At 72.6% G+C, this 24,509-nt stretch carries 15 protein-coding genes and 1 pseudogene; 3 read left to right on the top strand and 13 right to left on the bottom strand.

Annotated features, from left to right (window positions below; translation table 11 throughout):
* Window positions 1–17: 17 nt before the first annotated feature.
* The 3 genes from ACSURM_RS11990 to ACSURM_RS11980 form a co-directional block, all read right to left on the bottom strand.
* Window positions 18–1,403, bottom strand: coding sequence for a maltokinase N-terminal cap-like domain-containing protein (locus ACSURM_RS11990; RefSeq protein ID WP_436954996.1), 1,386 nt, complete (start codon window positions 1,401–1,403; stop codon window positions 18–20).
* A 90-nt stretch (window positions 1,404–1,493) separates the two neighbouring features.
* Entirely contained in the window at window positions 1,494–3,194 is a 1,701-nt protein-coding gene (gene treS / locus ACSURM_RS11985; RefSeq protein ID WP_436954995.1) for a maltose alpha-D-glucosyltransferase, read from the bottom strand.
* Window positions 3,191–5,422, bottom strand: coding sequence for an alpha-1,4-glucan--maltose-1-phosphate maltosyltransferase (locus ACSURM_RS11980; RefSeq protein ID WP_436954994.1), 2,232 nt, complete (start codon window positions 5,420–5,422; stop codon window positions 3,191–3,193). Before ACSURM_RS11980 ends, treS begins: the two co-directional genes overlap by 4 nt.
* A gap of 332 nt (window positions 5,423–5,754) precedes the next feature.
* Between ACSURM_RS11980 and ACSURM_RS11975 the strand changes: the two genes are divergently transcribed.
* Window positions 5,755–8,373, top strand: coding sequence for a glycosyltransferase family 1 protein (locus ACSURM_RS11975; RefSeq protein WP_436954993.1), 2,619 nt, complete (start codon window positions 5,755–5,757; stop codon window positions 8,371–8,373).
* Between the two features lie 64 nt (window positions 8,374–8,437).
* Here ACSURM_RS11975 and ACSURM_RS11970 read toward each other — a convergent pair whose 3' ends face one another.
* The 3 genes from ACSURM_RS11970 to ACSURM_RS11960 all read right to left on the bottom strand — a co-directional run bounded on the left by ACSURM_RS11970 (window position 8,438) and on the right by ACSURM_RS11960 (window position 12,996).
* Window positions 8,438–8,959 carry a DUF1990 domain-containing protein gene (locus ACSURM_RS11970; RefSeq protein ID WP_436954992.1) on the bottom strand — a complete coding sequence of 174 codons (522 nt, stop codon included), beginning with the start codon at window positions 8,957–8,959 and terminating at the stop codon, window positions 8,438–8,440.
* Window positions 8,960–9,033: 74 nt separating this feature from the next.
* Window positions 9,034–10,689, bottom strand: coding sequence for a M4 family metallopeptidase (locus ACSURM_RS11965; protein WP_436954991.1), 1,656 nt, complete (start codon window positions 10,687–10,689; stop codon window positions 9,034–9,036).
* A 252-nt stretch (window positions 10,690–10,941) separates the two neighbouring features.
* Window positions 10,942–12,996 carry a M4 family metallopeptidase gene (locus ACSURM_RS11960; RefSeq protein WP_436954990.1) on the bottom strand — a complete coding sequence of 685 codons (2,055 nt, stop codon included), beginning with the start codon at window positions 12,994–12,996 and terminating at the stop codon, window positions 10,942–10,944.
* 378 nt (window positions 12,997–13,374) lie between these two features.
* On the opposite strand from ACSURM_RS11960, the gene ACSURM_RS11955 reads away from it, so the two are divergent.
* Together ACSURM_RS11955 and ACSURM_RS11950 are read left to right on the top strand one after the other, a co-directional pair.
* Window positions 13,375–15,231, top strand: a complete 1,857-nt coding sequence (locus tag ACSURM_RS11955; RefSeq protein ID WP_436954989.1) for an ABC transporter ATP-binding protein — start codon at window positions 13,375–13,377, stop codon at window positions 15,229–15,231.
* Window positions 15,228–17,108 (top strand): ABC transporter ATP-binding protein, encoded by a 1,881-nt coding sequence (locus ACSURM_RS11950; RefSeq protein ID WP_436954988.1) that lies wholly within the window; start codon window positions 15,228–15,230, stop codon window positions 17,106–17,108. The genes ACSURM_RS11955 and ACSURM_RS11950 overlap by 4 nt, the downstream gene beginning before the upstream one ends.
* Window positions 17,109–17,133: 25 nt before the next feature.
* On the opposite strand, the gene ACSURM_RS11945 is transcribed toward ACSURM_RS11950, so the two are convergent.
* The 7 genes and pseudogenes from ACSURM_RS11945 to glgX all read right to left on the bottom strand — a co-directional run bounded on the left by ACSURM_RS11945 (window position 17,134) and on the right by glgX (window position 24,348).
* Window positions 17,134–18,546, bottom strand: a complete 1,413-nt coding sequence (locus tag ACSURM_RS11945) for a sulfatase family protein (protein WP_436954987.1) — start codon at window positions 18,544–18,546, stop codon at window positions 17,134–17,136.
* 82 nt (window positions 18,547–18,628) lie between these two features.
* Complete coding sequence (locus tag ACSURM_RS11940) at window positions 18,629–18,724, bottom strand: putative leader peptide (RefSeq protein WP_342447375.1); 96 nt, start codon at window positions 18,722–18,724, stop codon at window positions 18,629–18,631.
* A gap of 60 nt (window positions 18,725–18,784) precedes the next feature.
* Window positions 18,785–20,023: a hypothetical protein gene (locus ACSURM_RS11935; RefSeq protein ID WP_436954986.1), complete on the bottom strand. Its 1,239-nt coding sequence runs from the start codon at window positions 20,021–20,023 to the stop codon at window positions 18,785–18,787.
* A gap of 20 nt (window positions 20,024–20,043) precedes the next feature.
* Window positions 20,044–20,790 (bottom strand): annotated as a pseudogene (locus ACSURM_RS11930) (dolichyl-phosphate beta-glucosyltransferase); the annotation flags it as partial.
* Window positions 20,791–20,921: 131 nt separating this feature from the next.
* A complete protein-coding gene (locus tag ACSURM_RS11925; RefSeq protein WP_436954985.1) occupies window positions 20,922–21,368 on the bottom strand; it encodes a hypothetical protein in 447 nt (148 codons plus the stop codon).
* A 9-nt stretch (window positions 21,369–21,377) separates the two neighbouring features.
* The gene (locus ACSURM_RS11920; RefSeq protein ID WP_436954984.1) at window positions 21,378–21,884 is read right to left on the bottom strand and encodes a SigE family RNA polymerase sigma factor; all 507 of its coding nucleotides are present in this window, start codon (window positions 21,882–21,884) and stop codon (window positions 21,378–21,380) included.
* Between the two features lie 220 nt (window positions 21,885–22,104).
* A complete protein-coding gene (glgX, locus tag ACSURM_RS11915; protein ID WP_436954983.1) occupies window positions 22,105–24,348 on the bottom strand; it encodes a glycogen debranching protein GlgX in 2,244 nt (747 codons plus the stop codon).
* Window positions 24,349–24,509: the final 161 nt, after the last annotated feature.

Here is a 24,509-nt window from a genome sequence, read left to right as displayed (position 1 = left end):
GACGAGGAACGGGTCGGTCAGGTCGGGTCGGACGTGGCGAGGCGGCGGATCGCCGACATCGGTACGGGGAGCCATTCGGGCCGGTGCCGGGCCTCGTAGACGACCTCGTAGACCGCCTTGTCGGTCTCGTAGGCCCGCAGCAGCACTGGATCGGTGCGCGGGTCGCGGCCGGATGCCTCCGCGTACCCGGAGCAGTAGGCCGCCCGGCAGGCGTGCGCCCAGTTCCGGGCGGGCGGGCGGACCGAGTGGGCCGCGTAGTCGAAGGAGCGGAGCATCCCGGCGACGTCCCGCACCGCCGGCTGCGGCATGCGCCGCTCCGCCAGCGGCCGGGCCGGCTCGCCCTCGAAGTCGATCAGGGACCAGCCGCCGGCCGGCGCCCGCAGGCACTGCCCCAGGTGCAGGTCGCCGTGCACCCGCTGGGCGGTCCAGGTGCGGCCCTCGGCGGCGAGTGTGGCCAGCGCGGTGTAGGCCGAGCGCAGCCCGGGTTCGTACGGCGTCAGGGCCGGCACCGCCCGCACGGCCGCCGCCAGCCGCTCGGTCATGCCGTCCGCCAGCAGCTCCAGCCGGCTGCGGCCGAGGGTGACGGTGGGCAGGGCACGGGCGAGCGCGGTGTGCACCTCGGCGGTGGCCCGGCCCAGGGCGTGCGCCTCCGCCACGAAGTCCTCGCCCTTGGCCAGCTCGCGCAGGGCCAGCTCCCAGCCGTCGCTCGCCCCGCTGACATAGGGCTGGAGCACGGCGAGCACATACGGCTCCCCGCCCGGCTCGGCCCGCAGCCAGCCCGTCGGCGCGGGCACCCGGGGGCAGCCCTCGCGGGCCAGGGCGAGCGGCAGCTCCAGGTCGGGGTTGACGCCGGGCACCACGCGGCGCAGCACCTTGAGAATGAACGTATCTCCGTAAACGACCGACGAGTTGGACTGCTCGGCGGTCATCAGCCGGGCCACGAGACCGGGCCGGATCTCCTGACGGGCGTCCCGCTCGAAGCGGAGCACGCCGATCCGGGTCCGGCGGCGCAGGGCCTCCAGGAGCAGTTCGGCGGGCCGGGGGTCGTACAGCGCGTCGTACACCGTGCACCCGGCGAGCGGCCCCTTGGTGACGTGCCCGATCAGCGCGGGCGCCAGCCGGGGCGGCAGCGCCCGGCGCACGCCGACGAGGAGCTGGTAGCAGTCGCCGGGGTGCGGTTCGCCGCCCGGCGCGGACGGCTGGTGGACCCGCAGCAGCAGGTGGTACAGGCCCAGCCGGCCGGCGGACGGCAGCAGTTCGGTGACGGTCACCGGGGAGAAGTCGGTGACCGGGCGCCCCTTGCCCGCGAACCAGCGCTGCCGGGGCAGCCAGGTGCGCAGCAGGGGGTCGAGCGAGGCGAGGAGTGAACCTGTGGTGCCGGAGGGGGTGACCGTTTCCGCCATGGCGTCACGTCCTTTCCCCGGGGAGTAGTCGGGGTGTTACTGAGGGGTGCCCCGGGTGGGACGGCGGAAACCGCCCCACCGGGCGCCGGGTTACGCGGCCTCGGGGCGCAGCCGGAACCAGTAGAAGCCGTGCCCCGCGAGGGTGAGCAGGTAGGGCAGTTCGCCGATGGCGGGGAACCGCACCCCGCCGAACAGTTCGACGGGATGCCGCCCGCCGAACCGGCTGAGGTCCAGCTCCGTCGGCTGGGCGAAACGCGAGAAGTTGTGCACGCACAGCACGAGGTCGTCCTCGTACTCCCGCAGGAAGGCGAGCACCGCCGGGTTGGACGAGGGCAGTTCGGTGTAGGAGCCGAGTCCGAAGGCGGGGTTCTGTTTGCGGATCTCGATCATCCGGCGGGTCCAGTGCAGCAGTGACGAGGGGGAGGACATGGACGCCTCGACGTTGGTGACCTGGTAGCCGTGGACGGGGTCCATGATCGTGGGGAGGAAGAGGCGTCCGGGGTCGCAGGAGGAGAAGCCGGCGTTGCGGTCGGGGGTCCATTGCATGGGGGTGCGGACGGCGTCGCGGTCGCCGAGCCAGATGTTGTCGCCCATGCCGATCTCGTCGCCGTAGTAGAGGATCGGTGAGCCGGGCAGGGACAGCAGCAGGGCGGTGAACAGCTCGATCTGGTTGCGGTCGTTGTCGAGGAGGGGGGCGAGGCGGCGGCGGATGCCGATGTTGGCGCGCATGCGGGGGTCTTTGGCGTACTCGGCCCACATGTAGTCGCGTTCCTCGTCGGTGACCATTTCGAGGGTGAGCTCGTCGTGGTTGCGCAGGAAGATGCCCCACTGGCAGTTCGAGGGGATGGCGGGGGTCTTGGCGAGGATCTCGGAGACCGGGTAGCGGGACTCGCGCCGGACGGCCATGAAGATGCGGGGCATGACGGGGAAGTGGAAGGCCATGTGGCACTCGTCGCCGCCGACGGAGTAGTCGCCGAAGTAGTCGACCACGTCCTCCGGCCACTGATTGGCCTCCGCCAGCAGCACCTTGTCCGGGTACTGGGCGTCGATCTCCCTGCGCACCCGCTTCAGGAACTCGTGGGTGGCGGGCAGGTTCTCGCAGTTGGTGCCCTCCCGCTGGTACAGGTACGGCACGGCGTCCAGCCGGAACCCGTCGATGCCGAGGTCCAGCCAGAACCGCAGCGCGGAGAGGATCTCCTCTTGGACGGCCGGGTTCTCGTAGTTGAGGTCCGGCTGGTGCGAGAAGAAGCGGTGCCAGTAGTACTGCTTGCGCACCGGGTCGTACGTCCAGTTGGAGACCTCGGTGTCGACGAAGATGATCCGCGCGTCCTGGTACTGCTTGTCGTCGTCGGCCCAGACGTAGTACTCCCCGTACGGCCCGTGCGGATCCCGCCTCGACTCCTGGAACCACGGGTGCTGGTCGCTGGTGTGGTTCATGACGAAGTCGATGATCACCCGCATGCCGCGCTGGTGGGCGGCGTCCACGAACTCCACGAAGTCGGCGAGGTCGCCGAACTCCGGGAGGACGGCGGTGTAGTCGGAGACGTCGTAACCGCCGTCCCGCAGCGGTGACTTGAAGAACGGCGGCAGCCACAGGCAGTCCACGCCGAGCCACTGGAGGTAGTCCAGCTTGGCGGTCAGACCCTTCAGGTCACCGATGCCGTCGCCGTTGCTGTCCTGGAAGGAGCGGACCAGGACCTCGTAGAAGACGGCGCGTTTGAACCACTCGGGGTCCCGGTCCTTGGCCGGAGTGTCCTCGAAGGTGTCCGGTACGGGCTCGTTGACGGTCATATCGTGGGTGACCCTCCGATCTGCGGGTTGGACGGTCGCAGGACGGTGAAGACATGCGCGGGCCGGTGACCCGGTTCGAGGCGCACGTAGTTGGCCCTGCCCCAGTGGTAGGTCTCACCGGTGAGCTCGTCGCGCACCGGCACGGACTCGTGCCAGTCGAGGCCGAGTCGCGGCATGTCCAACGAGACCGTGGCCTCCTGGGTGTGGTGCGGGTCGAGGTTGACGACCACGACGACCGTGTCCGTCCCCGCGTGCTTCGAGTAGACGAGCACCGCGTCCTGATCCGCGTGGTGGAAGTGGAGGTTGCGCAGCCGCTGGAGTGCGGGGTGGTGGCGGCGGATGGTGTTCAGGCGGGTGATGAGCGGGGCGATGCTGCGGCCCGCGCGCTCGGCGGCTTCCCAGTCGCGGGGCCTGAGCTGGTACTTCTCCGAGTCCAGGTACTCCTCCCCGCCCTCTCGCAGCGGGGTGTTCTCGCACAGTTCGTAGCCGGAGTAGATGCCCCAGGCGGGGGAGAGGGTGGCGGCCAGCACGGCACGGACCTCGAACGCCGGGCGCCCGCCGTGCTGGAGGTAGGCGTGCAGGATGTCGGGGGTGTTGGCGAAGAGGTTCGGCCGCATGTAGGCCGCCGCCTCACCCGTCAGCTCCGTCAGGTACTCCGTCAGCTCCTGCTTGGTGGTGCGCCAGGTGAAGTAGGTGTAGGACTGCTGGAAGCCGATCTGGGCCAGGGTGTGCATCATCGCCGGGCGGGTGAACGCCTCCGCCAGGAAGATCACGTCCGGGTCGCTCCGGTTGATCCCGTCGATGACCCGTTCCCAGAAGACGACGGGTTTGGTGTGCGGGTTGTCCACCCGGAAGACGCGCACGCCGTGGGCCATCCAGTGCCGCAGGATCCGCAGGGTCTCGGCGACCAGGCCGTCCATGTCGGCGTCGAAGGCGATGGGGTAGATGTCCTGGTACTTCTTCGGCGGGTTCTCCGCGTAGGCGATCGAGCCGTCCGGGCGGTGGTGGAACCACTCGGGGTGCTTCTCCACCCAGGGGTGGTCCGGGGAGCACTGGAGGGCGAAGTCGAGCGCGATCTCCAGGCCGAGCCGGCGGGCCTCGGCGACGAAGAAGTCGAAGTCCTCCAGGGTGCCCAGGCCGGGGTGGACGGCGTCGTGGCCGCCCTCGGGGGAACCGATCGCCCAGGGCACCCCGACGTCGTCGGGACCGGCGCTCAGGGAGTTGTTGGGGCCCTTGCGGTGGGTGGTGCCGATGGGGTGGATCGGGGGCAGGTAGACGACGTCGAAGCCCATGTCCGCGATCGCCCTCAGCCGGCGCGCGGCGGTACGGAACGTGCCGTGGGGGTGCTCGGCGGTCCCCTCGGAACGGGGGAAGAACTCGTACCACGACCCGTACAGCGCGCGCTCCCGCTCCACCAGCAACGGCATCGCATCCGAGGCCGTGACCAGCTCCCGCAGCGGATACCGGGCCAGCACCTCCGCCACCTCCGGGGACAGCGCCGACGCCAGCCGCCAGGCGGCCGGGCGGTCGCGGTCCCGCAGGGCCGCCACCGCGTCCAGGACGGGCCCGCGCTCCGCCTCCGGCACCCCGGCGGCGGCCCGCTCGTACAGCTGCGCGCCCTCCGTCAGGACCAGTTCGGTGTCGATCCCGGCCGGGATCTTGATCCGGGCGTGCTCGCGCCAGGTGGCGAGCGGATCCGACCACGCCTCCACCGTGTAGGTCCAGTGGCCCGGTTCGCCCGGCGTGACGGTGGCACCCCAGCGGTCGGTGCCCGGGGCGAGCTCCCGCATCGGCGTCCAGGGCCCGGGCCGGCCCGCCGGGTCCCGCAGCACGACGTTCGCCGCGACGGCGTCGTGGCCCTCCCGGAACACGGTCGCCGTGACCTCGAAGGACTCGCCGGTCACGGCCTTGGCGGGCCTGCGGCCGTGCTGGACCACGGGGCGTACGTCGAGGACGGGGATGCGGCCCAGGGCGGTGGCGGGCCGTCCTCCGGTGCCGGGCCGTTCCGCGGCGCCGGACGGTTTCGTGGCGTCGGACGGTTCCGCGGGGGTGGGCGTGGGCGCCGGGGCGGAACGTTTCCCGGGGGCCGGCGCGTGGTCCGGGGTGGGCCCTTCGGCGGCGGGCGCGTGGGCGGGCGTCGTCCCGCCCTTCCCGCCCGTCGGCTTCCTTCCTGCTGCCTTGGCCTTGCTGCTTGTCGGGGGTGGTGACGAGTGGTGCCTGGCGGGCATGACCGCTCCTGTCCGCTGCAACGTGGGTATGGGCGGATGGACGTGGGGAGGTGGGTCCTGCGTTGTGCTGAGGTACGCCTGTGGGGTGGATACCGAAGAGCCTTCCCCCTGGGGTCGGGTGGGCAATCCGGCACTGTGTTAACTACTCATGCGTACGTCCGCACACAAGACCGGTTCCCCCTTTTTCCGGGTGCCCGCTGACCGGCGCCTGACGCACCGACACCCCCGGCCGGTACGTCCCCACCGACCGCGCGGTAACCACTACCGTCGAAGGAGACGACGAGGCGCACGGCTCCGTGCGGCTCACCCCGCGACGCGTCCCGAGGTGGAATGTGAAGGCGATCCGTCGGTTCACCGTCCGTCCCGTTCTCCCCGACCCCCTGCGGCCACTGAGCGACCTCGCGCGCAATCTGCGCTGGTCATGGCATGCGGAGACGCGCGATCTGTTCCAGTCCGCCGACCCCGAGGCATGGGCCGCGGCCGGTGGCGACCCGGTGCGGCTGCTGGGCCGGCTGCGCCCCGCCCGGCTGGCCGAACTCGCCGGTGACCGGCGGTTCCTGCGCCGTCTGACCGCCGCCGCCGACGACCTCGACGACTATCTGACCGGTGACCGCTGGTACCAGAACCAGGCGGACGGCCTGCCCGCCGCCATCGCCTACTTCTCCCCGGAGTTCGGCATCACGGCCGCCCTCCCGCAGTACTCCGGCGGCCTCGGCATCCTGGCCGGCGACCACCTGAAGGCGGCCAGCGACCTGGGCGTCCCCCTGATCGGTGTCGGACTCCTCTACCGGCACGGCTACTTCCGCCAGACCCTCTCCCGGGACGGCTGGCAGCAGGAGCACTATCCGGTGCTCGACCCCAACGAACTGCCGCTCACCCAGCTGAAAGAGCCCGACGCCACCCCCGCGCACGTCCGTCTCGCCCTGCCCGGCGGCAAGGAACTGCGCGCCCGGATCTGGCTGGCGCAGGTGGGCCGGGTGCCGCTGCTGCTGCTCGACTCCGACGTGGAGGAGAACGACCTCGGCGAACGCGGGGTCACCGACCGGCTCTACGGCGGTGGCAGCGAACACCGGCTGCTCCAGGAGATGCTGCTCGGCATAGGAGGGGTGCGGGCGGTGCGGACGTACTGCCGGCTCACCGGGCACCCGGTGCCGGAGGTGTTCCACACCAACGAGGGGCACGCCGGGTTCCTCGGCCTGGAGCGGATCGCCGAACTGTGCACGGACGGGCTGGACTTCGACGCGGCGCTGGAGGCGGTGCGGGCCGGCACGGTGTTCACCACGCACACCCCGGTCCCGGCCGGCATCGACCGCTTCGACCGGGACCTGGTCGCCCGGCACTTCGGCCCCGACGCCGAACTGCCCGGCATCGACGTGCACCGGGTGCTGGAACTGGGCCGGGAGACCTACCCGGGAGGTGAGCCGAACCTGTTCAACATGGCGGTGATGGGACTGCGGCTGGCCCAGCGCGCCAACGGGGTCTCGCTGCTGCACGGCCGGGTCAGCCGGGAGATGTTCGCGGGCCTGTGGCCGGGGTTCGACGCCGAGGAGGTGCCGATCACCTCGGTGACCAACGGGGTGCACGCCCCGACCTGGGTGGCACCGGAGGTGCTGCGGCTGGCCACCCGGCAGGTCGGCGCCCAGCGGGCCGAGGACGCGCTGAGCGTCGGCGGCGCCGAGCGCTGGGACTCGGTCGCGGACATCCCGGACCAGGACGTCTGGGAGCTGCGCCGCGCCCTGCGGGAACGGCTGGTGCTGGAGGTGCGGGAGCGGCTGCGTGCGTCGTGGCGGCAACGCGGGGCCGGAGACGCCGAGTTGGGCTGGATCGACGACGTCCTGGACCCGGACGTGCTCACGATCGGCTTCGCCCGCCGGGTCCCGTCGTACAAGCGGCTGACGCTGATGCTCCGGGACCGCGACCGGCTGACGGAGCTGCTCCTGCACCCCGACCGTCCGGTGCAGATCGTGGTCGCGGGCAAGGCGCACCCGGCGGACGACGGCGGCAAGCGGCTGGTGCAGGAGCTGGTCCGGTTCACCGACGACCCGCGGGTGCGCCACCGCATCGTGTTCCTCCCCGACTACGGCATGGCGATGGCGCAGCGGCTCTACCCCGGCTGCGACGTCTGGCTGAACAACCCGCTGCGCCCGCTGGAGGCGTGCGGCACGTCGGGCATGAAGGCGGCCCTGAACGGCTGCCTGAACCTGTCGGTGCTGGACGGCTGGTGGGACGAGTGGTTCCAGCCGGACTTCGGCTGGGCGATCCCGACGGCGGACGGCGCCGGGACCGACCCCGACCGGCGGGACGACATCGAGGCGGCGGCCCTGTACGACCTGCTGGAACAGCGGATCGCGCCCCGCTTCTACGAACGCGGGCGGGCGGGCCTGCCCGACCGCTGGATCCAGATGGTCCGACAGACCCTCTCCCTGCTCGGCCCGAAGGTGCTGGCCGGCCGCATGGTCCGCGAGTACGTGGACCGCCTGTACGCCCCCGCCGCCCGGTCCCACCGCGCGCTGACCCCGGACACCGCCCGGGACCTGGCCGGCTGGAAGACCCGGGTGCGGGCCGCCTGGCCCGGGGTGAGCGTGGACCACGTGGAGACGACGGCGACGGCGCCCACGGCGGAACTGGGGGCGACGGTGGGCCTGCGGGTCCGGGTGGCCCTCGGCGAGCTGACCCCCGACGACGTGGAGGTCCAGGCGGTGTCGGGCCGGGTGGACGAACAGGACCGCATCACGGACGCCGCCGTCGTCCCGCTGAAGCCGGCCGGCACGGCCGACCTGGAGGGCCGCGTGCTCTACGAGGGTCCCCTGTCCCTGGACCGCACCGGCCCCTACGGCTACACGATCCGCATCCTCCCCACCCACCCCCTCCTCGCCTCCCCCGCCGAAACGGGCCTGGTGACGATCCCGTCGGAGGAGGTGGTGGAGGGGGCGGGGATGGTGTTGCGGTGAGCCGAGACGGGGACAGCCGGCCGCTGAACCGGTGGGTCCCCGGCTCACGCCGTCAGCGGCCGGGTCACGGCTCCGGATGTTCCTCGCACAGGCGTTTCAGGACTGCTCCGCAGCGGCGGGCGTAGGCGTGCTGGAAGCCTCTGGTGGCCGGGCCGCCCGCCTTCGCGTACCACTTGGCCGGCTTGCTGAAGGCGGACACCGTGAGCCAGACCGTGCCGTCGCCGGTGCGGTCGACGACGAAGGCCTCCTCGCCGCACTCGGGGTGGCCCTCGAGGGTGCCGTAGGCCCAGCCGGCGCGGCGGGGCTCCTCGGTGGTCCATATGACGCGGCAGGGTGCCTTGACGACACCGGCCAGGGTGACCGTGACGTCGACGCCGGGGGCCGCGCGGTCGGCGGTGGCGTCGATGCCGACGCCCAGCGTGCGGTGCATCTCCCAGGTCAGGACCGCCTCGGCGGCCCGCCGGAACACCGCGTGGCCCTCACCGAGGCGGGTGCGCACGAGCATGGGACGGAAGCCGGGCGGGCAGAACGTCAGGTCGTCGCGGGTCGCACCGACCGGCTCATAGGTGAAGGGCGCCGAGGACATGGGTCACAAGCGTAGGGCGGCACCCGGGACGCGCTGGTCCCGGGTGCCGCCCTGATGTGCCGGTCCGGCGGGTGCTAGTTGACGTTGACGGCGGACCACGCCGCCGCGACCGCCTTGTACTCGGTGCTGGTGGAGCCGTACAGCGCGGACGCCGCGTTCAGGGTCGCCGTGCGGGCGGCCTTGTAGTTGGTCGTCGACGTCATGTACGTGGTCAGCGCCTTGTACCAGATCTGCAGCGCCTTGGCGCGGCCGATACCGGTGACGGTGGAGCCGTTGTACGTCGGCGAGTTGTAGGTGACGCCGTTGATGGTCTTCGAACCGCTGCCCTCCGCGAGGAGGTAGAAGAAGTGGTTCGCGACGCCGGACGAGTAGTGGACGTCCTTGTTGCCGACCGTGGAGGACCAGTAGTCCGCCGAGCCGCCGTCCTTGCTGGGCTTGTCCATGTAGCGCAGCGGGGTGCCGTCGCCGTTGATGTCGATCTCCTCGCCGATGAGGTAGTCACCGGTGTCGGAGGCGTTGTTGGCGAAGAACTCCACGCCCGTGCCGAAGATATCGCTGGTGGCCTCGTTCAGGCCGCCGGACTCGCCGGAGTAGTTGAGGCCCGCGGTGTTCGAGGTGACGCCGTGGCTCATCTCGTGGCCGGCCACGTCGATCGAGGTCAGCGGGTTGGCGTTGCCGGAGCCGTCGCCGTAGGTCATGCAGAAGCAGCTGTCGTCCCAGAACGCGTTGACGTACGCGTTGCCGTAGTGGACGCGGGAGTAGGCGCCGACGCCGTTGTTCTTGATGCCGTTGCGGCCGAAGGTGCTCTTGTAGAAGTCCCACGTCAGGCCGGCGCCGTAGGCGGCGTCGGCGGCGGCCGTCTGGTCCGAGGAGGACGTGGAGGCGGTGCCGGTGCCGAAGACGTTGGTCGAGTTGGCCACCAGGGTGCCCGTGCCGGACGTCTTGCGGGCCAGGTTGTACGTCTTGTGGTTGCCCCGCGCGCTGTCGGTGAGCTGGTACGTCGAGCCCGACTGCACGGAGTTGAGGGTGACCGTGCCGGAGTACAGCGTCTTGCCGGTCGCGTTCTCGATGCCCTGGTACTCGTACAGCTTCTTGCCGGTGGCCGCGTCGGTGATGACGTGCAGCTGGTTCGGGGTGCCGTCGTCCTGGAAGCCGCCGACGATCGTCTCGTAGGCGAGGACGGGCTTGCCGGAGCCGGCCCAGACGACCTTGCGGGCGCCGTCCGCGGTGGTCTTGGCGGAGCCGAGCGACTTGGCGGCGGACACGGCCTGCTGCTCGGCCTTGGCGGCGGTGATCTTCGGCGTGAGCGAGGCCGGCTTCAGGGCCGCCGGGTTGGCCTTGGTGACGCCCTGGCTCTTGCCGGACGCGGCCGTGTGGACGATCAGGTCGCCGCCCAGCACCGGAAGGCCCGCGTAGGTGCGCTCGTAGCGGGTGTGCAGCGTGCCGTCGGCGTCCTTGACGACGTCCTTGGCGACCAGCTTCTCCTGGGCGCCGAGGCCTATGTGCCGCGCGGTCTCGGTGGCGTCGGCCTGGGCCTGCTGGATCAGGGAGCTGCGGGCCGCGGCGGTCAGCGCGGTCGGGGCGGCGGCCAGGGGCTTGGCAGCGGCGGCTCCGGTCGGGGCCTGCGCGTTCGCACTGGTGGTCAGACCGGTGGAGAGCAGGGCTCCGGCGGCGACAGCGGTGGCGATGGCCAGGGTGGTGCGCTTGTGACGCGCGTAGAGGGGGCTCACGAAAGCTCCTTCTCGTGGGGGAGTCCGGTCAGTGTGGGGTTACTGGCCGGCGTGTGTGGCGTTGTGAAGTTGCTGTGCTGCTGCGGCGGGTGGAGAGAGAGTGACATCAAGGACGCGTACATGTCAGGACCCTGAAGTGATGTTGGCCGAAAATCGACCAACCGGTGAACGTTTCCGGGGTGTTAACCGGCGCCGCCCGAGGGGGTCCGACCCCCGGGCGGCGCCGTCAAATCAAGCCGTTCGCCTTGTGGTTTACGGGAAGGTCAGCTTCCAGCCGTTGATCGTTCCCGTGTCGTAGGTGGCTTGATCCTGTACCCGCAGTTTCCAGGTCCCGTTGGCCGTTTCCGCCGCCGCGTTGACCGTGTAGGTCTCGTTGACGCCGTCCGCCGAGTCCGAGGAGCTGTAGCTCTTCAGCCGGTAGGCGGTGCCCGACGGGCCGACGAGATCGATCACCAGGTCACCCCGGTAGGTGTGCGCGATGTCCACGCTCACCTGGAGGTTGGCCGGCGCGTTCCCGGTCCGGCCGGTGACGGCGATGTCCGAGGTGACGGCCGCTCCGTTGTCCGGGATGGCCACCGGCGTGGAGCTCTCGTACGAGGTGCCGCCGCCCCCGCCGCCGCCGGAGCGGGCCCCGACCCCGATGCCCGCCCAGGCGTCCTGCACAGCCTTGTACTCGGCACTGGTGGTGCCGTACAGCTCGCCGGCCGCCGCCAGGGTGCCGGTGCGGGCGCCCGCGTAGTTGGTGGTGGACGTCCACTTGGTGGTCAGCGCCCGGTACCAGATCTGCAGCGCCTTGTCCCGGCCGATGCCGGTGACCGGAAGGTTGTCCGCGGTGGGCGAGTTGTAGCTGACGCCGTTGACGACCTTGGCGCCGCTGCCCTCGCTCAGCAGGTAGAAGAAGTGGTTCGCCGGGCCGGACGAGTAGTGCACGTCCACGCCGCCGATGCCCGAGTACCAGTTGTCCTTGGACGCGCCGTCCTTGCTGGGCTTGTCCATGTAGCGCAGCGGGGTGCCGTTGCCGTTGATGTCGATCTTCTCGCCGACCAGGTAGTCCCCGACGTCGGTGGAGTTGTTCGCGTAGAACTCCACGCCCGCGGCCATGATGTCGCTGGTCGCCTCGTTCAGACCGCCGGACTCGCCGCTGTAGTTGAGGTTCGCGGTGGCAGAGGTGACGCCGTGGCTCATCTCGTGGGCGGCGACGTCGATCGAGGTCAGCGGCTTGGTGTTGCCGGAGCCGTCGCCGTAGGTCATGCAGAAGCAGCTGTCGGTCCAGAACGCGTTGACGTACGCGTTGCCGTAGTGGACGCGGGAGTAGGCGCCGACGCCGTTGTTCTTGATGCCGTTGCGGCCGAAGGCGCTCTTGTAGAAGTCCCAGGTGAGCGCGGCGCCGTAGTGGGCGTCCGCGCCCGCGGTGGCCGCGTTGGAGCTGGTGCCGTTGCCCCAGGTGTCCGAGGACTGCGAGAACAGCGTGCCGGTGCCGGAGGTGCCGCGGTTGAGGTTGTACGTCTTGTGGTTGCCCCGCGCCCCGTCGGTGAGGTTGTACGTGGAGCCCGACTGGGTCGTGGTCAGCGTGACCTGCCCGCTGTACTGGGTGTTGCCCACGCCGTTCTTGACGCCCTGGTACTCGTACAGCTTCTCGCCGGTGGCCGCGTCGGTGATGACGTGCAGCTCGTTGGGGGTGCCGTCCTCCTGGAGCCCGCCGACCACCGTCTCGTACGCCAGCACCGGCTTGCCGGTCGCGGCCCAGATCACCCGGCGGACGCTGTCCGCGGCCGGCTTCGTCCCGCCGAGCGCCTTGGCCCGCCCCACGGCCTGCCGCTCGGCCGCCGCCTCCGACACCGCCGGGGTGAGGCCGGCGACCTTCAGCGTGGCGTTGGTGGCCCGCGCCACCTCCATGGTCTTGCCGGCGGTGTCGGTGGCCACGACCAGGTCGCCGCCGAGCACCGGCAGGCCCGCGTACGTCCGCTCGTACCGGGTGTGCACGGTGCCGTCGGCGTCCTTCACCACGTCCTTGACGACCAGTTTCTCCTGGTCGCCGAGGCCGAGTTGGCGGGCGGTGGCGGCCTGGCCCGCGTCGGCGTGCCGGATCAGTTCGGCCCGCTGCGAGGGGGTCAGCTGGACCGCCGTGTGCGCCGGGTTCGCCTGGCCCGGCCGCGGTGCCTGCGGGGCGGCGGTGGCGGCCCCGGCCTGGACGGCGGCGGCGATCAGGGCGGCGACGCCGGCGAGGGCGACGGTGGCGGTGCGGTGGTGCGCCGAGCGGCGCCGTGCCGTGTGGGAGGTGCGTCCGCGAGAGGAACTGCTTCTCAACACTGACTCCTTCTGCGGGACCGCGGGTCGCGCGGCCGGGGGAGACCGGACGGTGGGTTCGGGCGTCCGGGCAGAACAGGGCGGTACGCGGAACCAGGTGCGGGTGCTCGGCCGACCCATGCGTACGGGAGGGCTGTGGGGTCGCTGTGAGTCGGCCTGGGAAGAGTGGCAGGAGATCTCATCGCCTGTCAGGAGCGCATCACAAACTTGGCCGGAAATGGTTCGTTGACCGGATGTTCATGTTCGGTATGCGAACTGTTGGGGTGCGGTGTTCTGGGGCCGCCCCCATCTCCGCCCACCGTCCTAGGTCCGATGTCCCGGCGAGGTACGGCCAAAACTCGATGGGCCTCGCCGGTGGCGGTCCGTACGCTCGCGATGATGTCCACTACACGTTCGACCGCCGACCGTTCCGCCGTACGCACCCTGCTGCGCCTGTGGCCGTACGTGCGCCCCGTGCGCGCCCGGCTGTTCACCGCGGCGGCCGTCGCGGTCGTCGCCTCCTGCACCGGGCTGGTGATCCCGCTCGTGCTGAAGTGGCTGGTGGACGGGCCGGTCGCCGACCACGACCCGGCGGGCGTCTGGCTCGGCGCGCTCTACCTGCTGCTGCTCGGCGTCGCCGAGGCGGTCCTGTTCGGCATCCGGCGCTGGCTCGTGGCCCGGCCGCTGTCCCACGTCGAGGCGGAGATGCGGGCGGGTCTGTACCGCCGGCTGCAACGCCTGCCGGTGGCCTTCCACGACCGCTGGGCGTCCGGCCAGCTGCTCTCGCGCGGCACCACCGATCTGATGCTGCTGCGCATGTTCCTCGCCTTTCCGCTGACCTTCCTGCTGGTCAACGGCGTGACGATCCTGGTCGGCGTGGCCATCATGCTGGCGCAGGACTGGATGCTGGGCCTGGTCATCCTCGGCCCGGCCGTGCCCGTGATGTGGACCTGTGTGGTCTTCGAACGGCGGTACGCGCGGGTGGCCCGGCGCGCCCAGGACCAGGTCGGGGACCTGACCACCGTGGTCGAGGAGAGCGTGCTCGGCATCCGCGTCGTCAAGGGCTTCGGCCGGCACCGCAGCCAGGCGCGCGCCTTCCGGGAACTCGCCGGCCGGCTGCGGGGCACGGAACTGCGCAAGGCGCGGCTGCTCGCCACCATCTGGGGCGTCATCGTGGCCCTGCCCGAGGTGGCCATCGGGGCGGCCCTGGTCCTCGGCGCCGTCCGCGTCGCCGACGGCGAGCTGTCCGCGGGCACGCTGGTCGCCTTCCTCAGCACCGCCCTCGCGCTGCGCTGGCCCGTCGACTCCATCGGCTTCCTGCTGGCCATGACCCAGGAGGCGGCGACCGCCACGGAACGCTACTTCGAGGTGATGGACGAGGCACCGGAGGGGAGCGGCGAGGGCTCCGCGCCGGGAGACGCGGGGGTGGGTGAGGAACAGCCCGAGTCCGAAGCCCGTACCGCGCCCGCCCCCGCGGCGCGCCCGGCGTCCCGGGCCGGGGCGGGCACCGGGTCCGGGATCCGGTTCGAGGGGGTGCGGTTCCGGTATCCCGACGCGCCGCCCGGCTCCCCGCCCCTCCTCGACGGCATCGACCTGCACATACGGGCCGGGGAGTCCATGGCCCTGGTCGGCGCCACCGGCAGCGGGAAGACCACGCTCACCGCCCTCGTCCCGCGCCTGTACGAGGTCACCTCCGGCCGGATCACGCTGAACGGCGTGGACATCGCCGCGATCCCCCGCGAGGAACTGCGTGCCAGGGTCGCCGTGGCCTTCGAGGAACCCACCCTGTTCTCGGCGAGCGTCGGCGAGAACGTGCTGATGGGCGCCCCGGACGGGGCCGGGAAGCCCGAACTCGACCGGGCCCTCGCCATCGCCCGGGCCGACTTCGCGCACGCGCTGCCGCAGGGCACCGACACCCGCGTGGGCGAGCAGGGCCTCAGCCTGTCCGGCGGCCAGCGCCAGCGTCTCGCGCTGGCCCGCGCGGTGGTCGGCCGGCCGGAGTTCCTCGTGCTGGACGACCCGCTGTCCGCCCTGGACGTGCACACCGAGGCCGCCGTGGAGGCCGCGCTGCGGCAGGTCCTCGCCGACACCACCGCGCTGATCGTCGCCCACCGCCCGTCCACGGTGCTGCTCGCCGACCGGGTGGCGCTGCTCTCGGGCGGCCGGATCGCGGCCGTCGGCACCCACCGGCAACTGCTGCGCGACAACGCCGAGTACGCCCATCTGATGTCCGGGGAACGGGAGGAGTCCCGATGACCACCACATCCGCCGCCACCCCCGTCGCCGCCGACGACCCCGGCCGCACCCGGGACCCGGACGGCGACGGCGGCGCGGGCGGCCCGGGCGACGCCTTCGACCGGGACGTCCTGCCCGCCCCGCCCGGCGCCACCGCCGCCCTGCTGCGCTCGCTGCTCGCGCCGATGAAGGCCCGGGTCGCGGTCACCACGCTCCTGCTGCTGCTCCAGCAGGCGGCGGTGCAGGCGGGCCCGCTGCTGGTGGCGTACGCCATCGACACCGCCGTACCGGCCGTCCGGCACGACCGCGACGGCCCGCTGATCGCGGTCGCCGCCGGCTATCTGCTGTGCGCCCTCGCCTCGGGCGCTTTGCAGTTCGCGTTCATCCAGGTCTCCGCGCGGGTCAGCCAGGACGTGCTGCTGGACCTCAGGGGCCGGATCTTCCGGCACGCGCAGGCGCTGAGCGTCGACTTCCACGAGCGGTACACCTCGGGCCGGCTGATCTCCCGGGCCACCACGGACGTGGAGTCGCTGCGCGAACTCCTCGACGAGGGGCTCCAGGAACTGGTGACCGTCATCCTGTCCTTCATCTCCGTCTCGGCCCTGCTGCTCTGGCTCGACCCCGGCCTCGGCGCGGTCGCGGTGGCGTCCTTCGGGCCGCTGTACCTGCTCGTCCGGCTCTACCGGCGGCGCGCCGGGCGGGTGTACGGCGCCAAGTCCACGGCGATGGCGGCGGTGATCGTGAAGTTCACGGAGACGATGAACGGCATCCGCCCGGTGCGCGCCTTCCGCCGAGAGGCCGCGAACGACGCCGGGTTCGCGATCCTGAACGCCCGGCACGAGCGCAGGAACGGGGACGCGCTGCTGGAGATGGCCCGCTATGTGGTCGGCTCCCGGCTGGTGGCCAACACGGCGGTCGCGGGCATCGTGCTGTGGGGCGCCCACCGGGTGGCCTCCGGCTCGCTGGAGCTGGGTGTGCTGGCGGCGGCGGTGCTGTACCTGCGCCGCCTGTACGACCCGATCGACCGGCTCGGCATGTTCCTGAACTCCTACCAGTCGGCCGCCGCGTCCCTGGAGAAGATCGCCGGGTTGCTGGCCCAGGAGCCGACCGTGCCGGAACCGGAGGTGTCACGCGAACTCCCGCCCCGGGACAGTGACTTCCCGGGCCGTGAGGTGGTGTTCGAGGGGGTCCGGTTCGGCTACCGCACCGGCGGTGAGGTGCTGCCCCGCTTCGACCTCGCCCTGCCCGCCGGACAGACCGTCGCGGTGGTCGGCTCCACCGGCGCGGGCAAGTCCACCCTGGCCAAGGTGCTCGCCCGGTTCTACGACCCCTCCGCCGGGCGGGTGCTGCTGGACGGCGTGGACCTGCGCGAGCTGTCCACGGCCGAACTGCGGCGCGGGGTGGTCATGGTGACGCAGGAGGCGTTCCTCTTCTCCGGCACGGTCGCCGACAACATCGCCCTCGGCCGGCCCGACGCCGGCCGGGAGGAGATCGAGCGGGCGGCGAAGGCCATCGGCGCGCACGAGTTCATCAGCGCGCTGCCCGACGGCTACGACACCGACGTCCGCAAGCGCGGCGGCCGCATCTCCGCCGGGCAGCGCCAACTGGTCGGTTTCGCACGGGCGTTGCTCGCGGACCCGGGGGTGCTGATCCTGGACGAGGCGACCAGTTCGCTGGACGTGCCGGGGGAGCGGGCGGTGCAGCGGGCGATGGCGACGGTGCTGCGGGGCCGCACCGCCGTGGTCATCGCCCACCGGCTGTCCACCGTGGAGATCGCGGACCGGGTCCTGGTGATGGAGGGCGGCCGGATCGTCGAGGACGGCACCCCGGCCGACCTCGTCGCGGGCACCGGCCGCTTCGCCGACCTCCACCGGGCGTGGCGGGACAGTCTGGCCTGACGGGCTCACCGACCGCCGGCCGGGGTCATCCCCGGCCGGGGTACGGCAGCAGGCCGCCCGCTATGCGCTCCCACGCCCCCTTCAGGTCGGCCAGCAGGTCCGGGCGGGCCGGGGCCAGGTCGGCCTGTTCGCGCAGGTCGGCGGCCAGGTGGTAGAGGTGGTCGGTGCCGGTGGCGTCCTGGTAGTACTTCCAGTCGCCCCGGCGCAGCGCCCGGTTGCCCCGGACCCGCCAGAACAGGTCCCGCTCGGGCAGGCGTTCGCCGCGCAGCAGGTAGCCCGCGAGGCTGGTGCCGTCCAGTGGATGGGCGGGGTCGGGGCGGGCGCCGCCGAGTTCGAGGAGGGTCGCGGTCCAGTCGGGGGAGAAGTTCGGTTCGTGGCTGACCTGGTGGCCGTCGATCCGGGCCGGCCAGCGCAGGATGGCCGGCACCCGGATGCCGCCTTCCTGGAGACCGGCCTTCTGACCGCTCAGCGGCCACTGGTACGACCAGCGCTCACCGCCGTTGTCGCTGGCGAACAGCACCAGCGTGTTCTCCTCCTGCCCGGAGCGGCGCAGCGCGGCCAGCACCTCGCCGACGGCCGCGTCCAGGCTCTGCACCATCTCGGTGTACTTGGCGACCGAGCCCCCGTCATGGTGGCCCAGGGCCGCCGTGGCCTGGGCCGGTGTCGTGGCGGCCCGGACCCGCGCGGCGATCTCCGCGCCGGTCGCCGCGTCGCCCTCGGCCAGCCACGGCCAGTGCGGGGTGGTGAAGTTGAGGTTGAGCAGCCAGGGCCGGTGGTGTCTCCGCCCGACGTACTCGACGGCCCGCTCGGTCAGCACGGTGGTGTAGTAGCGCAGGTCGTGGTACTCGGCGTCGCCCTCGTACAGGTCGTAGTCGCCGAGCTGGCCCAGCTTGGAGAAGTACTCCAGGACCCCGCCGAAGTTGCCGAAGAACTCGTCCCAGCCGGACTTGGTGGGGCTGTAGTCGGGCAGCCAGCCGCAGTGCCACTTGCCGATCAGGGCCGTGTCGTAGCCGGCCTTCTTCAGCAGGGAGGCGAGCGTGGGATGGCTCGGGTCCAGGCCCTGGGACCGGTCGGCCACCGGTTCGGCGAGGCCGCCCTCGGTGCGGCCCGGGTAGCGGCCGGTGTAGAGGCTGAAGCGGGTCGGCGAGCAGGTCGCCGAGCCGGAGTAGGCGTCGGTGAAGCGCACACCCTGGCGGGCCAGCCGGTCCAGGTTCGGGGTCTTGATGTGCGGTGCGCCGTACGAGGAGAGGTCGGCCCAGCCCAGGTCGTCACCGAGGATGACCAGGAAGTTGGGGCGGGGTCCGGGAGCGGCGGTGGGGCGGGAGCGGAAGGGGCGTTCGGCGGGGGCGGCCTGGGCGGGCGACGCGGCACCGGTGACGGTGGAGACCGCGCCGCCGCCGAGCAGACCGCCGAAGGCACGGCGGGACATGTCGGACATGCGGGATCCTCGGAACGGCCGTGCCCCGGCACGGGGCACGGCGAGGTGAAGGAGGGAAGGAGAAGGGGTGCGAGGGTGCGGGTCAGCGACACAGGGCGCTGGACTGCCGGCACAGATCCACATGCCGCCGTGCCACGAGCGCGATGCGCGCGTGTGTGTGTTCCGTGGCGGGCCTCATGATCACAGGACGGTGCCAGGAAGCCGCATCCGCCGTCAAGACACCGTCCGGCAGGCGGGATCACGGCACCCCCAGCTCGAACAGGGCGTAACCGGCGTACGAGCCGGAGGCCAGCGCCGCGATCCCCAGCAGCGTGCACAGCACCGGCAGGCTCAGCCGGCGCAGCGCGACCGCGAGCGGCACGAACAGCGGGAAGCAGGGCAGCAGATAGCGGGAGATGTTGGCGACGATCTGCTGGCTGCCGAGGACCAGGGCCAGCGTGATCACGGTGTACAGGACCAGCACCGCCGGCGGGCGCAGCCGCAGCAGCAGCGGAAGCAGCGCGCACACCAGCAGGATGACGCCGACCGAGATGACGTCCGTGAACGGGTACGCGAAGAGGTAGTCGAACTTGCCGACGGGCACGGACGTCAGCACGTCCAGGGTCTGCTTGCCGTAGTCGAAGCTGTGCGCCCAGGCGCCCGACTGGAGCTTGAAGTAGCCGCCCAGGTCGCCCATGCGGTTGCCGACCCACAGCAGATAGCCGAGGAGGCCGAGCGGGGCCAGGGCCATGGCCAGCACCGGGCGCAGCACCCCGTCCTCGCGGCGGCGCAGGGACAGCAGCGCGGACACGCAGAGCGCGGCGATCAGCGCGCCGGCGGTGGGCCGGTTCAGCCCGGCCGCGAAGGTGAGCACCCCGGCGGTGAGCCAGCGCCGGGTGAGCACGGCATGGCAGGCCCAGGCCGCCAGGGCCACGTACAGGGAGTCGGAGTAGACCGCCCACTCCACGCCCGAGCCCGGCCACACCGCCCACAGCCCGGCCGCCGCGAGCCCGGCCCGCCGGCCGCCGAACCGCTCGGCGACGGCGTAGATGCCGAGGGCGGCGGCGAAGGAGGCGACGATGGAGACCAGCAGCCCGGCACCGTAGGAGCCGAGGCCGGTGACCGCCGAGGTCATCCGCATCAGCGCCGGGTAGAGCGGGAAGAACGCCGCCGAGTTGCCCTCCAGCGTGATCAGGCCGGTGGCACCCGGGACGGGGACGAGCTTCGGATCGTAGCCGTGCAGCGCGATCTGCTGGTACCACCAGCCGTCCCAGGTGGCCAGCACGTCCCAGGCGTGCGCGCCGCCGCCGAACCGGGGGTGCTTGGTGCGGTAGTCCCCGGTGGAGGACAGCAGGTACATGAAGGAGCAGAAGCCGGCCAGCTTCAGGGTGCCGAACAGGGCGAGGACCGGGCCGTGGCGGCGGGCGGCGGCCCGCAGCCGGGAGTCCGGCGCGGCCTCGGTGTCCGGCGTTCCTATGCCGGGCAGGGTCGCGGTCACCGGACCACCGGCCCCGGGCGGCGGGCCAGGGTGCGCCGCATCCGGACGATCCCGCGCAGGTCCGCCAGCGCGGTGGCGACCAGGTTCACGCTGCTGTCCGGGTCGTCGACCCAGTCCACCGGCACCTCGTGGATCCTCAGGCCCGCCCGCTCGGCGAGCACCAGCAGCTCGGTGTCGAAGAACCACTCCCCGTCCCGCACCAGCGGCAGCAGCCGCTCGGCCGTCTCGCGCCGGACCGCCTTGAAACCGCACTGGGCGTCGGAGAAGCCCACGGCGAGCGTGCAGCGCAGCAGGACGTTGTAGCAGCGGGAGATGACCTCGCGCTTGGTCCCGCGCACCACCCGCGACCCCGGCGCCAGCCGGGTGCCGATCGCCAGGTCGGAGTGGCCCGAGATCAGCGGGGCGACCAGCGGCAGCAGCGCGGCCAGCCCGGTGGACAGGTCCACGTCGAGGTACGCCAGCACGGGCGCCCGGGAACCGGACCAGGCGGCCCGCAGGGCCCGGCCCCGGCCCTTCTCCGGCAGCCGCAGCGAGGTCACCTCGGCCAGCTCGGCGGCCAGCCGGGCGGCGATGTCCGGGGTGCCGTCGGTGCTCGCGTTGTCGGCGATGGTGATCCGGAACGGATAGGGGAAGGTGTCCCGCAGATGCGTGTGCAGCCGCCGGACGTTGGGCTCCAGGTCCTTCTGTTCGTTGTAGACCGGTACGGCCACGTCCAGGACCGGCTCGGCCGCCTCGTGGGCCGCCGGCAGCGGGGCGGGCCGGGGTATCCGGCGGAAGGCCGGCGTGCCGGCGGGCTGCCGGCTCGGCCGGCTCGGTCGGATGTGCGTCACATGAACCCCGTTTGTCTCTGTTCGGTCGGGTGCGCCGGGGCACACCGGGGCGGGCGGCGGGTCGAGGGCTAGCCGGTGGCCTTGGCGAGCGGCGGCCGGTGGGTGGCCGTGGGCGTACGGGAAGCGCTCCAGGTGTCCTCCGGGGTCGCGGAGCCGGCGGTGTCCGTCGGCGTCACGGTCGGCGCGGACGGCGTGTGGTCCGGCCACCGGGACGGCGGCTCGGACACCGAGGCACTGGGCGCCGGTGTCGTGGTCGGTGCCGGTGTCGGCGCCGGACTGGTCGCGGGCCGCGGCGGCGCGGCCGGGCGGTCGTCGGTGGGGCCGTGCGGCCACAGCACCAGCACCAGGCCGAGCCCGGCCCCCGCCAGCACACACCCGGCGGTCCGGCGCGCCGCGCGCGCCCGGCGCCGGGCCCGCACCCCGGCGCGCAGCGCCTCCCGGTGCCGGGGCTCGAAGGGCACCGGCTCCGGGTCCTGCCGGAGCAGTCCGGCCAACCGCCGCTCGAAGTGGTCCATGCTTCTCCCTCACCCCACCGGCTCGATGACGTCGGCCAGCAGCCGGCGCAGCCGGGCCACCCCGCGCGCGGCATGGGACCGGGCGGTGCCCACCGGGCAGCCCAGGGCCTCGGCGACCTGCCGGTCGGGCAGGTCCTGGTAGTAGCGCAGCACCACGGCGGCCCGCTGGCGCGGGGTCAGCCGGGCGAGCGCCGCCTCCAGCCGGGACCGTTCGGCGACGGTCGCCGACAGGTCCCCGGCCGCCGCCGTCTCCGGCAGCTCCTCCACGGGGCGCTCGCCCCACCAGCGACGGCGGGCCGAGCGGGCCGCGGCCCGCGCGAGCACCTTGCGCACATAGGCCTCCGGCGCCTCGTCGGCGACCTTCGGCCAGGCGAACCACAGCTTGACCAAGGACTCCTGCAACAGGTCCTCGGCCCGGTGCCGGTCGCCCCCGGTGAGCAGACGGGCCAGATGGAACAGCACCGGCCAGCGGGCCGCCACGAACGCGTCGTACTCACCGGCCCTGGCCTGCTCCATCCCCACGGTCCCCGTTCTCGCCGGCTGTCTACACCAGGAGAAAGGCCCTGGACCCCGGCCCGCGCTGCACTCGGCGGGCGTGATCCGCGTCACGCACAGCCGGCACACAGGCCCCGCGCAGTGTCACACAGGCCCCTGACCGGCTCGGGCGACCGGTCATGGCACAGCGTCCCCGCACCGGCTCGGGCGACCGGTGCTGCCACAGGGCCCCGGTCCCGCTTCAGGCGACCCGCAGCAGCAGCACCGTCCGCTCCGGCACCGTGATCCGCTCGCCCGCCCGGTGGACCGTGCCCGGCTCCCCGGCCTGCTCCTCCGCCGAGGTGTCCACGACCACCTCGTACCGCTCCGCCCATGGCGGCCCCGGCAGCACGAACCCGGCCGGCCGCTCGCCCGCGTGCAGCACCGCGAGGAAGCTGTCGTCCACCACCGGCGCGCCCCGCTCGTCCCGGCCCGGGATGTCCCGCCCGGACAGGTACATGCCGAGCGTGGCGGTGGGCGTGTACCAGTCGCCCTCGGTCATCTCCGTGCCCCGCGCGGTGAACCAGGCCAGGTCCCGCAGCCCGTCCGCGGTCTGCGCGCGGCCGGAGAAGAAGGCCCGCCGGCGCAGCACCGGGTGCCGGTGGCGCAGCGCGATCAGCCGCGCGGTCAGCTCCGACAGGGCCCGCCAGCCGGGCTCCCGGAGCAGCGACCAGTCCACCCAGCCGATCTCGTTGTCCTGGCAGTAGGCGTTGTTGTTGCCGTGCTGGGTGCGGCCGAACTCGTCGCCCGCGACCAGCATGGGCACACCGGTGGACAGCAGCAGGGTGGTGAGCAGGTTGCGCAGCTGCCGGCGGCGCAGCGCCCGTACGCCCTCGTCGTCGGTCTCGCCCTCCGTCCCGCAGTTCCAGGAGCGGTTGTCGTCGGTGCCGTCCCGGTTGTCCTCGCCGTTGGCCTCGTTGTGCTTGGTCCGGTACGACACCAGGTCGCGCAGGGTGAAGCCGTCGTGCGCGGTGACGAAGTTGACCGAGGCGTACGGGCGCCGGCCGCCCCAGGCGTACAGGTCGCTGGAGCCGGACAGCCGGTAGCCCATCTCCCGTACGTCGGGCAGGGCGCCCCGCCAGAAGTCCCGCACGGCGCCCCGGTACCGGTCGTTCCACTCGGTCCACAGCGGCGGGAAGGCGCCCACCTGGTAGCCGCCGGAGCCGATGTCCCACGGCTCGGCGATCAGCTTCACCCGGCGCAGCACCGGGTCCTGGGCGATCACCGCCAGGAACGGCGAGAGCATGTCGACGTCGTGCATGGAACGGGCCAGCGCCGCCGCGAGGTCGAAGCGGAAGCCGTCCACGCCCATCTCGGTCACCCAGTAGCGCAGCGAGTCGGTGATCAGCCGCAGCACCTGGGGCTGGACCACGTGCAGGGTGTTGCCGCAGCCGGTGTAGTCGGCGTAGCGCCGGGCGTCGTCCTGGAGCCGGTAGTAGCCGCGGTTGTCGATGCCCTTCAGGGACAGTGTCGGGCCCAGCTCGCCCGCCTCCGCGGTGTGGTTGTAGACCACGTCGAGGATGACCTCGATGCCGGCCGCGTGCAGCGCGCGCACCATCCGCTTGAACTCGCCGACCTGCTCGCCCCTCGTGCCGGAGGCGGCGTAGCCGGCGTGCGGGGCGAAGTAGCCGATGGAGTTGTAGCCCCAGTAGTTGGTCAGGCCCCGGCGCAGCAGATGGTCCTCGTGCGCGAACTGGTGCACCGGCAGCAGCTCCACGGCCGTGACGCCCAGCTTCACCAGGTGCTCGAGGGCGGCCGGGTGGGCGAGTCCCGCGTAGGTGCCGCGCAGTTCCTCGGGGACGGCCGGGTGTTGCTTGGTGAAGCCGCGCACGTGCAGTTCGTAGATCACCGAGTCGGCCCACGGCGTCTTGGGGCGGCGGTCGTCGGACCAGTCGTCGTCATCGTGCACGACGACCCCCTTCGGGACGTGCGGCGCCGAGTCCCGTTCGTCGCGCACGGTGTCGGCCACCGACTGGTCCGGCCAGTCCCGCACGTGCCCGTACACCTCCGGCGGCAGCGCGAACTCGCCGTCCACCGCCCGCGCGTACGGGTCGAGCAGCAGCTTGGCCGGGTTCCAGCGGGCGCCGGTCCACGGGTCCCAGCGGCCGTCGACCCGGTAGCCGTACCGCTGTCCGGGCATCACCCCGGGCACGAAGCCGTGCCATATCTCGTGCGTCAGCTCGGTCAGCGGGATCCGGGTCTCCCGCCCGGCCTCGTCGAACAGGCACAGCCGGACCGCCTCCGCGCCCGCCGCCCACAGCGCGAAGTTGGTGCCGGCGACCCCGTCCGGGCCGGTCCGGAACCGGGCCCCCAGCGGGGTGGGCGTACCCGGCCACACGACCGGGGTGGGCGGTACGGGCCGCCGGGCGCCGTTCACCGCCGCCGGTTGCCCGCTCCCGGCGGCCGGCTCCCCGGCCGGTGCCCGCTGCTCGGCTGCGCTCGTCACTGTCGGCCCCTCTTCCCGGCGGCTCGTCCGTGGCCCCGACGCGGGCGCCGGGGTGTCCGCTCGCGTCCGCGGCACCCCAGCGTGGTCGTCCTTGCCTCTGTTCTGCCCAGTGGGTGGCTCGCACTCACGTTTCCCCGGGGCGTGCCCGGTCGTTGAGACCC

The sequence above is a fragment of the Streptomyces sp. SudanB182_2057 genome (genome assembly GCF_964272715.1).
Lineage (GTDB): Bacteria > Actinomycetota > Actinomycetes > Streptomycetales > Streptomycetaceae > Streptomyces > Streptomyces rubradiris.
This window is presented reverse-complemented; position numbering and strand designations above follow the sequence as displayed.